This is a genomic window from Clostridium bornimense (assembly GCF_000577895.1).
Taxonomy (GTDB): domain Bacteria; phylum Bacillota; class Clostridia; order Clostridiales; family Clostridiaceae; genus Clostridium_AN; species Clostridium_AN bornimense.
In genome coordinates this window covers 1,146,950-1,160,365 of sequence record NZ_HG917868.1, presented here as the reverse complement: position 1 = coordinate 1,160,365, position 13,416 = coordinate 1,146,950, and the positions used below count along the sequence as shown (strand labels likewise).

The 13,416-nt window shown below is 27.2% G+C and carries 11 protein-coding genes; 2 read left to right on the top strand and 9 right to left on the bottom strand.

The window, feature by feature from the left end; genetic code table 11:
* Window positions 1-23: 23 nt before the first annotated feature.
* From CM240_RS05095 to CM240_RS05065, 7 genes are all read right to left on the bottom strand, one after another.
* On the bottom strand, window positions 24-3,542 hold the full coding sequence (locus CM240_RS05095; protein WP_044037097.1) for an FtsX-like permease family protein: 3,519 nt from the start codon (window positions 3,540-3,542) through the stop codon (window positions 24-26).
* Between the two features lie 14 nt (window positions 3,543-3,556).
* Window positions 3,557-4,261, bottom strand: coding sequence for an ABC transporter ATP-binding protein (locus CM240_RS05090; RefSeq protein WP_044037095.1), 705 nt, complete (start codon window positions 4,259-4,261; stop codon window positions 3,557-3,559).
* A gap of 54 nt (window positions 4,262-4,315) precedes the next feature.
* The gene (locus CM240_RS05085; RefSeq protein ID WP_197537939.1) at window positions 4,316-4,540 is read right to left on the bottom strand and encodes an acyl carrier protein; all 225 of its coding nucleotides are present in this window, start codon (window positions 4,538-4,540) and stop codon (window positions 4,316-4,318) included.
* Complete coding sequence (locus CM240_RS05080; RefSeq protein ID WP_051483701.1) at window positions 4,530-6,230, bottom strand: AMP-binding protein; 1,701 nt, start codon at window positions 6,228-6,230, stop codon at window positions 4,530-4,532. Before CM240_RS05080 ends, CM240_RS05085 begins: the two co-directional genes overlap by 11 nt.
* 2 nt (window positions 6,231-6,232) lie before the next feature.
* Window positions 6,233-7,579: a condensation domain-containing protein gene (locus CM240_RS05075; RefSeq protein ID WP_044037092.1), complete on the bottom strand. Its 1,347-nt coding sequence runs from the start codon at window positions 7,577-7,579 to the stop codon at window positions 6,233-6,235.
* Window positions 7,580-7,729: 150 nt separating this feature from the next.
* On the bottom strand, window positions 7,730-8,497 hold the full coding sequence (locus CM240_RS05070) for a hypothetical protein (RefSeq protein WP_051483700.1): 768 nt from the start codon (window positions 8,495-8,497) through the stop codon (window positions 7,730-7,732).
* Between the two features lie 59 nt (window positions 8,498-8,556).
* Window positions 8,557-9,513 (bottom strand): aromatic acid exporter family protein, encoded by a 957-nt coding sequence (locus CM240_RS05065; RefSeq protein ID WP_044037090.1) that lies wholly within the window; start codon window positions 9,511-9,513, stop codon window positions 8,557-8,559.
* Between the two features lie 111 nt (window positions 9,514-9,624).
* Between CM240_RS05065 and CM240_RS05060 the strand changes: the two genes are divergently transcribed.
* Window positions 9,625-10,149, top strand: coding sequence for a ribonuclease domain-containing protein (locus tag CM240_RS05060; RefSeq protein WP_341349774.1), 525 nt, complete (start codon window positions 9,625-9,627; stop codon window positions 10,147-10,149).
* A 16-nt stretch (window positions 10,150-10,165) separates the two neighbouring features.
* Complete coding sequence (locus CM240_RS05055; RefSeq protein WP_044037086.1) at window positions 10,166-10,441, top strand: barstar family protein; 276 nt, start codon at window positions 10,166-10,168, stop codon at window positions 10,439-10,441.
* Window positions 10,442-10,675: 234 nt separating this feature from the next.
* Here CM240_RS05055 and CM240_RS16765 read toward each other — a convergent pair whose 3' ends face one another.
* Both CM240_RS16765 and CM240_RS05045 read right to left on the bottom strand, forming a co-directional pair.
* The gene (locus CM240_RS16765) at window positions 10,676-12,655 is read right to left on the bottom strand and encodes a fibro-slime domain-containing protein (protein WP_051483699.1); all 1,980 of its coding nucleotides are present in this window, start codon (window positions 12,653-12,655) and stop codon (window positions 10,676-10,678) included.
* Window positions 12,656-12,847: 192 nt separating this feature from the next.
* Entirely contained in the window at window positions 12,848-13,303 is a 456-nt protein-coding gene (locus tag CM240_RS05045; RefSeq protein ID WP_044037084.1) for a hypothetical protein, read from the bottom strand.
* Window positions 13,304-13,416 lie beyond the last annotated feature (113 nt).

Below are 13,416 nucleotides of genomic sequence, written 5' to 3'. Positions count from 1 at the left end.
TTATTAATTTTTTTTCAATAATTCTATTCTATTGATTTTAATGATTCTACCATGCTAATATTATTTATTTTCTTATACATAAATATATTTACAAGGATAGAAAACACTAATGTAAAAGCAGTAGCATATACAAAACTAATAGCATCTACCTTTCTTTCAAACATAACAATATCCATCTCAATAGTCCCTACTATATACCTACTTAGAAAAACCCCTATAAATAACCCTACTACTATACCAATTATTGATAAAATCATATTTTCTCGATAAACATAGTTAGCCGATTCACCATCAGTGAACCCTAATACTTTTATAGTTGCTATTTCTCTAAGCCTTTCAGAAATATTGATGTTAGTTAAATTATATAAAACTACAAAAGCCAATGCTGCTGCACAAACAATCATAATTACTACAACAAAATTCAAACTACTTATCATATCTTGAAAACTATCTATAATATATGAAGTAAATGTAATGACCAATACATCATTTTTCTTTAACCAATCCTCCGCTATACTACCTTCTTTAATATCTTTATCATTTTTGAATTTTAATAGAACACTGTTAAATTTAACCTCTTCATGAACTTTATTTTCATAAATATCTGGAGATATATATACATAGTTATATATATAATTTTCTGCAATATTTGTTACATTTAAATCAATTTTAATATTGTCATCTTTTATACTTATTACATCACCAACTTTTATATCTAATAACTTTGCTAATTTTTCTGTTATCACTACACTTTTATTATTAAAATCTATATTTTTACCACTATCAAAATCTTTTAGCCCTACATAATCCGATAATAAAGTAGTGCTTTCAGGAATAAATAATCTTACTTGTACATTATTTTTTACTTTATCACTATTACTATCCATTATTGTCTGATTTATTAACATATTTGATTTAAATCTCTTATCTAGATCTAAATTATCCAAAAGACTTTCCTTTTCTTTTAGTGTACCGTCACTTTTTAACTTAACCATAGCATCATAACTAAATATTTCACCATATTGCTTTGAAATAATTCCTGATATAGAGTCTTTTAATCCATAAGCAGCTAAGATTAATGCCGTGCAACCAGCTACTCCTAATACAGTCATAATAAATCTTGCTTTATATCTTAGAATATTTCTTATAGTAACTTTTGCAGAAAAATTTATTCTATTCCATATAATTGGTATTCTTTCTAATAATATACGTTTTCCCTTCTTTGGAGCTTTGGGTCTCATTAATGTAGCAGAATTTAATTTTAACTCTTTACTAGCCACTACATATGCAACAGTACAAGTACTTAGTAACGCTCCTAATATTGCAATCAGTATAATTAGAAAATTCAATTTAACATAAAATTGTGGTAGCTTATACATTGCATCATAAGCACTAAAAATAGTTCTAGGCAATGTACTTAATCCAACAATTATTCCTATAATACTTCCAACCATAGCTGCTAATAATGCATAAAAGAAATATTTAGCTATTATACTCTTATTTTCATATCCCAATGCTTGAAGGGTACCTATTTCTGTCCTTTCTTCTTCCACCATCCTAGTCATATTAGTTAAACATACAAGGGCGGCTACTATAAAGAAGAATAATGGAAATATTGATGCTATTCCATCAATTCGATCTGCATCTTGTGCAAAAGATGTGAATCCTGTATTATCTTCATTGGTTAATATATACCACTTACCTATTTCTATATTTTTTACTTCTTTCTTTTTTTGTTCAATTTCATCGTCAGCTAATGCAAACTTTTTCTCTGCCTCATTCTTAGATTGTTCTAATTTCCCCTCATTTTCTCTAATTTTGTTCTTAGCTTCTACTAACTGAGCACGTCCTTTCTCTAATTCTGACTTTCCATTAGCATATTCTTTCTCTCCAAGTGCTATCTGATTCTTCCCATTACTTATTTTTTTTCTGGAATTTTCTATTTCATTTTCTCCATATACCTTATTATTGTTTAACTCCTCCTCAGCGACTATTAGTTTTCCATTTACATCATCTAAAACAGTTTTCATTGCAAGAAATTTATTTTCAGCATCTTGTAGTTGTTTTTCTGCTTCAGTAACTTTACTTACTCCTTCATTATATTGATTTGTAAGATCTGTAATCTTATTGCTTAATGGTTCTATAGCTTTTTCAAGGATTTCATTATTCATTATTGATGATTTTATTTCTGAAGTAATATTATCTAATATTTTTTTTTGTTCTTCTGTAAGATTATATTTATATTTTATTTTATTTGAAATATCATCAATGGTATCACATGTAATATCTTTATTTTCTATAGATCTATCATATAAATTTTGAAGTGCATCAATAAGCAACTTTTCTTTTTCCAATTGTTTTTTGCTTTCATCTATTTCTTTCTCTGCTTTCGACTTCATAACTTTAAATTGGTCATATTGAGTATCATATTCATTAAGCTTTTCTGTATACTGTTTTCTTCCCTCATCTATTTGATTTTTACCATCTTCTATTTGTCTATTATAATTTTCTATTGCATTAGATAGTAATTGTTCTCCTTGGCTTATTTCTAGTTTACTACTCTCCAACTTTGCAAAACTATCTTTTAGCTTTTTATCCCCTTCTGCTAATAAAGCTTCTTTTTTATATATTTCTTCTCTACCTTGTATAAGTTTATCTTCAGCATCTTTTATTTCCTTTTCTGCTTTGTCTTTCTCTTTTTGTAATTTTTCCACAGCATCATCTAATTGTTTATTTGCTTCCTTAATTATGTCATTATAATTATCCTTTAGAGCTTTATTTCCTACGACTTCAATGTCATCTTTATACTTTTCTATATCCTTTTTATAGCTTTCATCAAAAAATGATTCATACTTATCACTTACATCAGTTTTAAGATAAACTTCTGTGTATCTTTTATAATTAAAGTCTTCAGGTAATATCATCATATAAAAGGCAATACTTCCATTCCCTATAGTGCTTACACCTTTATCATAAGAAATGTATTGAGGGCTATCTACAAACCCAACTACAGTATAGTCTTGAACTTCTAAAATATCTTCTATATTCTCACCTTCATCAGGATGTACAAACTTTATTTTATCTCCAATTTTATATGTCTTTGATGTATATTCATCTTTACCCAATACACATTCTCCTGATTTTTTGGGTAATCTTCCTTCTGTAATATTTACTTTATTTATTATATTTTTATCGTTATTATCATAAGCTTTTGGAATAGCATGTACCTTAACCGCTACTTCTGTTTCATTAGATTTTACTAATAACTCTGTAGAATATGAAGGCATTACTGCTTGTATACCTTTCATATTTTTCAATGCTGTAACATCTTCTTCTCTAAAACCATAGCTAGACATAACCTTATAGTCCATTAAATTATTTTCTTTAAAAAACTTATCAGCAGAATATTTCATACTGGGACTAGCACCTTTTACACCAACAAAGAAGCCTACCCCTAAAGCTACAATTACCATAATAGAAATAAATCTACTTTTCGTGTTTTTTATCTGTCTTATAAACAATTTAACTAATGAATTATTCACTTAACTTCATCTCCCTACCATTCAATATCATCTATAGAAGTTAAATGCTCATTTATGATAATAGATTCCACTTTACTATTTTTCATACGAATTACTCTATCTGCCATTGGTGTAATTGCTTGATTATGGGTAACTAATACTACTGTCATTTTTTCTTTTCTACAAGTATCTTGAAGTAACTTTAAAATATTTTTTCCTGTTTGATAATCAAGAGCTCCTGTAGGCTCATCACATAACAACAATTTGGGTCTTTTAGCTAAAGCACGGGCAATTGCAACTCTTTGTTGCTCTCCACCAGATAGCTGAGATGGAAAATTGTCCATTCTATCTTCTAATCCCACACTCTTTAATGCTTCTTCTGCATCCATTGGATTCTTACATATCTGCGCCGCTATTTCTACATTCTCCTTAGCTGTAAGATTCTGAATCAAGTTGTAAAATTGAAAAACAAACCCAATATCATAACGTCTATAGTATGTTATTTCTTTTTTACTCATATCACTTAAATGGTTATCTCCAACATATATCTCTCCACCATCACACTGATCTATTCCTCCAAGTATATTTAATACAGTGCTTTTTCCAGCTCCACTTGGTCCAACTACTACTGCAAATTCACCTTCCTTTACTACAAAATTTACACCATCAGCTGCATTAATTCTAACCTCTCCCATTTGATACCCTTTATAAACATCTTTAAATATTACAAAATCACACATATAATACCCCCTCTTTTCCTTATATATAAATTGCTAAATACACCTGAAATCAAATTATTTTTTTTCCATAAAATAATTAACTACATCTCCTACTGTCTTAAATAGCCTTATATCTTTCTCAGGAATTTCTATATCAAATTCTTCCTCAAATTTTCCCACTATACTTACAATATCGTAAGAATTAATTCCTAAATCTTCTACTATGTCCATATCTAAACCTATATCTCTTACTTCAATACCTAAATATTCTGAAATTATTTCTTTAACTTTATATTCCAATCTTATTTCCCTCCTCTAAAAATTTGGATCGAACAATCTTTTTTGAAGTGTTTTTTTCAAACTCTTCTTCTTTTATATAAATTTTTTGTATTTGCTTAAATAAAGGTAACTTATTATTTATTTTTCTTAAATCCTCTTCCAGTTGGTTTCTTACATTTTCTATACCTCTCATTGATATATATTCTTTACCTATATACACTGCTCCAACAATAATTTTACTACCATTTCTACTGTTTGCACTATAAACTAGCGTTTCTTTAACATAGCTCATATTTTCTAATATATACTCCTCTAATTCTTCAGGATTTACATTTTTACCATTACTCAATACTATCAGATTTTTTTTTCTTCCAGTAATATATAAATAACCACTATCATCGATATATCCTAAATCTCCTGTCTTAAACCAATCATTAACAAAGGACTCTTTGGTGCTTTTATCATCTTTATAATAACCCAACATAACATGATCACCATGAACTAATATCTCACCTACACCATTTTCATCTGGATTTAAAATGGATATATCTACACTAGACAGAGGCTTACCAATTGAATTTAAATTTTCACTAAAATTAATACTAACTACTGGTGTACATTCTGTTATACCAAAACCATTTATTACATTGATACCAATATCCTTAAATTTCTTTATTAAATCTTCTCTTAAAAGTGCGCCACCACTGATTATTGTTTTTAAGTTTCCTCCAAAATTATCTATCAGCTTCTTGAAGATTTTTCTTCTTAAGTCTATATTTATTTTTAATAATGCATTACTTACTTTTAAATATTTTTTAAATGTTCCTTCTAACTTCTTTCTCTTAAGTTCTACTTCCACAGATCTATACATTGTTTCTAAAAATAAAGGAACTAAAATCATTGCTTCTGGTTTAAACTCGTTAATATTTTTAGATAAATACTTTAAACTATCATTTATAAAAGTAGTAATCCCTAATTTTATCGTAGTTAATATACCACATATATTCTCATAAGCATGATGAAAAGGTAATACTGCCAATAAATTATCATAACCTTGAAATATCTCTGCCATATCCATAACATTACTTAATATATTTCTTTGACTTATCATCACTCCTTTATTAGTGCCTGTAGTTCCTGACGTAAACATTATTACATTTAAGCTATCAATATTAACATTACTTTTTAAATATAAAGTATTTCCTTTATCAAGCATTTCTTTGCCTTTATCTATAAGAGATTTAACATCATCATATCCATATGAATTTTCATCGATACATATACAACACTGCAAATCAGGAACTTTTTCCTTAATATATTCAATGGAAGATAGAAAAGTTTTAGAAAAAATCAATACAGACACATCGCTTTTTTCCATAAGCCTGCACAATTGCTCTTCAGATAATTCTTTATCTAGTGGTACTGCAACACCAACTCCATTAATTACTGCCAGATAAGATATAATCCAATTATAATTATTTTCACCAATTATTGCTATATGTTTATCTTTTAATCCTATTTCTAGTAACATAGTACCTAGCCTAAAAACATCATTTTTCAACTCTTTATAACTATGTGATATTTTCCCTCTTCCTTTTTTTTCATAAAACGCTACTTTATCCTTATACTTATTACTTGAATCTATCAATATCTCTTTATAATTAATCACTCCATTGATGCTACTACTATTTACATTGATTTCTTGTACCATATTTACTCTATCTCCCCTTTAACTAAGTCCAATATTTCTCCAATAGAGATCTCTGGCATATTAATACCTAATTCAATTACTCTAATCATTAGTTTATAAATCTTATAAATCACTTCTTCTTTTACAACAGATAATGTATATTCAAATAAGAAATCTAATGTTCCTGCATCACTAACATCCATAATAGTTAAATAAAGTCCCATCGCTGAAATTCCATTACTATAACTCTTAACAGAATATTTTATATCACTTTCTGAATTAATCTTTGCTAATTGATAGGTAAAACACATATCTGTATAGCTATAAGCAGTCTCTTTAACTGGATATTGTTCTTTTATATACGCCATTATATCTTGATATGGAAAATCTCCATGTTTAAACAAAAACATTTGATCAATAGTAAGCTTATTACATGTTTCAATAAAACTACTATCTCTTGAGCATTTTACCTTAAACGGCAGTGAATTTACCATCATTCCCCCAGCTCGTTTACTTGATATAGTAGATCTTCTTGCTAATGAATTATTTACTATAGTCTCATATTTATTATTTAATAAATAAAAATAACATTGACTACCTAATAAAAATAAAATTTGAGGTGACAAACGATTCTCCCTGCAAAACTTCTTAATCTTAGATACCTTTTCTTTCTCTAATGTTATTACCTTTAATTTTGATTTTGAGCTCAAAGAAAGGCTTCTAAAAGGCTTGCCCACATTTTCTTTACTAATAGCTGCATAACTAGGTGGAGTATTAAAAGTATCTTTCCAAAATTCATAATCCTTTTCTCTTTTCCTAGATGTAGTGTACTTTAAGTCACTCTTAACAAGCTCAATAAATGATGTTGGTGCCTCTGATAATGCTTTATTATCCTTTATCCCTATATATATATCTAAAATATCCTTTGTGAATACTGTTAATGCCCAGGCATCCATAATAATATGATTAACTTTAAAATATATAATAGTTTCATCATCGGGTCCCTTTATTATTGCAATATCATACAAGTCACATTCTATATACTTCTCAGTTTTTCTCGTCCATTTTGCTAACTTATTATCAATTTTTTCAGTGGTTAATTTGCTAAAATCATATACTTTTGTTTCCTTTGGTTCATCCATTGATATATATTGTTTTGTAATATTCTCTTCCTCAGTTAATCTAATTCTTAGAGCATCCATTCTTGATATTGCTATATATATAGCCTCTTTTAATAAAGGTATATCTATTTTATCCTTTATCCAAATTGAGACTCCTATATTTACAACACTTTTCTTTATAGAATACTTTACTGAATAATACATTAGTTGTTGGGATGGTGTTAAATCATATAAAATAGTTTTTTTCAATTTATTCTCCTTTACAAATTATAGCTTTATTTATATTTTACCATATATTCCCATGTTTTGTTTGGTAATATGTTTTGTTTAAAAATTTTTAATAAAAAAGACCTTACATATTAACCTATCTTTAAGGTATAACATGTAAGATCTTTTCTATTAATATTTAATTAGATTTAGTATTTTAACTAAAGTAAGAGTTAGCATAGATGTAATAGTCCCTAATAAAAATATAAATATAAAAATGTAATTGTATAACTTTAAAAATTGAAAAATCCCATCTGTACTTATATTTAGTAAAATAATTACTAAAGCAATAAAATAACTTAATAGTGATAAATATAGTGCACCTCTTTTCGAAGTCATTATATCCTCTTTACTTAATGACATACTCGTACTTATTCCGATAGTTATAAGTATAAATATCCAAAATTTCACGCTTTTCACATTAGTCATCGAAAATATAGTTGTAACTATAAATTTTAGAGATAACTCTGAAGAATTTATTATCGTCTTACAACTTTCAGGTAGCAAAAGAAAAAACACTAGAAATATAGCTAAACCTCCCATAAACAATGGGGCTGAACCAATGAAAAAATTTCCTATATTCTGATATATATTTTTAGAATTACTACTTGATTTAACATATCCTAATACGCCATCATCTCTTGATGCAATTGGTCTGAATAATTTTACTTCTTTAACTTTATGACCAAATAAAAAACACATTAATAGATGACTTAATTCATGAATTGGAGTCCCTATAGCATGTACAACCCAAATACCTTTTTCTCCAAACATCTTAACTATAGATTTATTACTTTCCTTCTGTATTTCACCAATGATAAACCCAAATACTAAAAACTCACCTATTAATCCCAATATAATAATAGTACCTAATTTTATTATCTCAACTATATAATCCATATAATCCCTCGTTTCATATATGATATAAGTTAATTATATACTATTTTTATAATACTTAACTAATTTGATTCTACAAATTCTTTCTTAATAACTAAAAATTCTTCTAAATCATTGAGAAATTGAAATAACAATGCTCTATTTTCAAATTCTTCTCTAGTTTTAGGCAGTTCCATCAATTCATAAGTTTTTCTAAGGGAATCTAATTTGTTTATCAAATTAGTACAATCATTATTTTCATATATTTCCTTAGAAACATCTTCCGTAAATTTTGATAAGATACCTGTTTGTTCATATGTCATATTAAACCTTAAAAAATGTTTCTTCATCCTTCTTATTGTATCTAATTGCATAGTTCGCATATTTATATAATTCAAATAATAATAGTTGTTTTTGAGAATATAATTATCATTAATTTTCTTAGCAATAATTTTACTTTCACTAATCAATTTTTCTACACTAAGAAAAAGTTTTTGCTCATATATTGGCACCGTATGAGTTACCAGAGTAACTGACATATCCGATAATATTTGTCTATACTTTTCTTCGATTTCTTCCTTATTTTTTTCAAATATATCTTCTAAAGAATCTGTATATAAATTAAATATCATTGCAATACTTATTCCTATTATCGTCAAAGCTTCTTCATTCAAAATCCAATATAGATTAATATTAGAACTTGATAATAAATGTGTTGATAATACTGATCCTACTACTAATCCATCTCCTATTTGCAACGATTTAGTTATTGGAATAAAGATCAATAAAAAAATACCAAAAACTACAGGATTATTTCCTAAAATAATATATAATGCAAAAGAAAGAACTATAGCTATTGTAGTGGCTATAAGTCTTCCCCCTGCTACCTTCAATGCTTCTTTCTTTGTATCTTGTACACTTAAAATAGCAATTATTCCTGCAGTTACAGAAAAATGTAGTTTAAATGCATCTGCAATAATAATCGCTATAGTAGCTGATATTGCCATCTTAAATGTTTTATCTTTAAAATATTTCATCATTATATCTTCACCTCCCATTAAAGAATTATTATATAATAATTCTTATCAATTTAAAAGTTGTTCTTTATATTTAATAACACACTCTCTATAATATATAATTGAGGTGATATGATGAAAAAATTTAATAACAAATTGTCAATAATTATTTTTTCAATATTAGTATTCGCTGTTGGTTTAGGATTTGTATCTCCTGACGTCTTAGATCATTTCAAAAATAATAACACTGTTATTGAAAATACTACTGCTGATAATAATATTATTGATAACAATACTACAACATCAAATAATTCCGATACCATAAATGAAAATAAGATTCTTGATGGCTTTCAAGAGGTAGCAGATTATATCCATCAATATAATAAACTGCCTGATAACTTTATTACAAAAAAAGAAGCCATGAATCTTGGTTGGTCTCCTGGTGATGATTTGTGGAAATATGCTCCTAATAAAAGTATTGGAGGAGATTATTTCGGCAATTATGAAAATTCTCTACCTACTAAAGAAGGCCGAACTTGGACTGAATGCGATATAAATTACAAAGGTGGTTCTCGTGGTAGTGATCGCATTGTGTTTTCCAATGATGGATTAATTTACGGTACATCTGATCATTACAAAACATTCATTCAATACTACTGATTGGAGGGCATTTACTATGAATTCTGTGTTTTTTAATGGTGAAGATTTTAAAACTAAAGAAATTTTTCATGAGATTATTAAAGATAAATTAAACCTTCCAAGCTATTACGGTAATAATCTTGATGCTCTAAATGATTGTTTATTAGAGTTATCTCCATTACCGCTAAAAGTTGTATGGAATAATTATAGTAAAAGTAAAGAATATTTAGGTAACTATTGCGATATAGCATTGAAAGTATTTGAGACAGCTTCAGAGTTTTTAGATAACAAACTTATCTTAGAAATAAATTAAAGAATGAGTATCTCATAATTTACAATTAATGTTGATTTTCCCCTTTTGGAAAAATATTGTAGTTCTGCAGACAGCAAAAATGGTTGGGGGAGTCAATGAAATTTGACATTTTCATATGATAATTATGCAGAAATCTCCATCTCAGTTGATAATTGTGAATCTTGAATTGTAAATTAAAAAAGAGGCCTTGCATACAAATTTTCATTTGCTATAGCGACAGCCTCTTCTTATTTATTATCTTTTCTTAAACCAAACAAAAGCACCAATTGCTACTAAAACAATTCCTATTCCAGCAAAAATTGTTACTGAAAGTCCTCCGGTCTTTGTTAATATTCCATTTCCTTTTTCCTTATCATCATCATCATCATTAGTTATATCTGTTACACCTTTTACATCTTCAATTATCTCATCTTCATAATCTAAACTTACAGAATCTTGATCTAATTTACTTTCTAATCTATTAAGCACTACTGTATTTACAAGTATGATATTATCACAATCTTCTTTTACTACATATTCATTAGTGATAACTTCTATTTTTTCATTTGCTCCTAAATTAAAATTACTGCTATCAAAATTTTTAATATCGTCACTGTAAAATTCCCATTTATCATTATTATAGTCTGCTGGAGTCATAGCATCAGAAATTGATAATTTATCAATAGGCAATGGATTTCCATCTTTATCAACAGTCTTATTAATAACGTCAAATTTAAAAGTAACTACATCATCTTTCTTTACTTTAGGGATAACTTCATCTTTACTACAATCATATATAACTTCTCCATCACGTTCTATTGTATTGACATTATTTCTTATTGTAGCATTATATTCACCAATCTTCTTCACATTAACTGCTACTTCTGCTTCATCTACTAGCTTATTTTCTTCATAAGTTGCTGTACCAACTACCTCATTAATGATTACTGGTTCTTTTGCATTGGCATCTTCTTCTGTAGCAGTATAACTTAATTCTTTATTACATCTAACTTCTATAGTTTCGCCAATACTTAAAGACCCTAATGCTTCTTTAAAATCGTTTGTCTTTAACTTTATATTACCTTTGGAATCTTTCTTTATAAAAGAAACTTCACTATCCTTTTTTACTCCATTCTTAAAGATTCCATCTGTATTTATTTTAACACCTAATAATTCGCTATCAAATTCTATATTCTTTAATGTAGCATCTCCAGTATTAGTCATTGTAAATGTATAATATATTTTTTCTCCTTCATATACAGATATTGCTGGTGACTCTTCTCCATTAGAATCAATAGTATATGCATTTTCTTCTACATTTAAATTAGGATTTCTAAAATTCATATTTGTTTCAATTGTTAAATTAGATTCTCCTGCTCCTCTTTCCATATAAAACAAATCAAAGCTATATGTCTCTCCAGGAATTAAGTTTTGCAATTTATCCAGCTCTACTTTTACGCTTTTCTTAGCATGAACTCCCCCTATGTCTGCAATAAGCTCTCCATTAATAAATACCCATACATCATCATCTCCGGCAAATTCAAACCATTGACCTTCTTTATATGTAAATTCAGTATGTGATTCTAATGTAAAGTGATAATTATGAGTTCCATTACAATTTTGATGTGCCCTTTCTTCATTAAATCCTTTGCCATCAGCTATAAAAAATCCACATTTTCCATAGGCTTCATCTTCATTTGAGCTATCATAACCCATAGCATCTCCACCACGGCTATAAAGTGGTAATTCTTTCTCATCAACTATTGTATTCAGACCTTCTACATCTTGAAAATAACTATTCATATAATAATAAGCATATCCGTATGCTGTTGAAAGCAATTTTTTCTTTACATCTTTTCCTTCTTGTAATTGTTCATATAATTTCTTAGCCTCATCTAATGTTCCTCTATTGCCTTCTTTGAATTTTCCTTTTTTTATAAGTCTATCTACTTCGTAATTATATCCTTCAGTAGAAAAGATTATCTTTCTGCTTACAGGATCAATTCCTTCAACCATATCTTTAATAACATTTTGTTTATTATTATCATCAGTAAAATCATTTCCATTAGAGAACATTTTCCAATCACTGTTAAAATCTCTTACTGTTATAGGTAATGTTCTTTTTACTACCTTTTCATCTTCATTATCTGCTTTAACTTCACTTACATTAAAAAGCATGTTGCTTAAGCAAATTACAATTAATAAAAATTTACTTATTCTTCTTATACCTTTCAACTTTTCCCTCTCCTTTATTACACATTATTACTTTATTTTCATTTCAAATACTAATTTACCACCTTTTTCTATATATGTCAACACGATTAATATTTTTTGTCATTTTTTATACAAATATGCAATTAAAAAATACAATATTCTTCAAATAAAAATAAAAGGTAGCCTTTATTTTTATTTAGCTACCTTTATTTACTATTTGTTTTTTAACTTTTCTAAAATATATACTATGTTATCTATCTTCTTAGAGTTCTTATTCAATTTTTCTGCTATATTATGTGCTATTTTCAGTAATTCTTTTTCTTCTACTTTACCTATCATAAATTCTAATACATCTGGTTTCTTCCCTAAAGATTCTATAATATTACTTTTAAACTCTTCACTATCACTTTCATCTTCTAATATAACTAACATAACTATTTTTTTATCTTTTAAAACATTTCTCATATCTTTTATATATAATAACGTTTTTTCTGCTATATAATTCTTATTAAAGCAAATAGTAAATACTATATTTTTATAATGATCTACATCTCTTGAAAGAGCATTAATATCTACACTTCTACCAGGTCCTAAAAGCAATGCTAAAATATCCGATATTCTTTTAGCATAATTATTTTCACTCTCACTAATAAATAAAGTGCTTCTCATATTTACTCCTTTATAATTATTTCATTAAATTATATTTTATTTTTATTCTTTATATTACAAAAACATTATTGAATTTAGTTCATTTTAACAAAAGTAATATTAAAACCTAAACA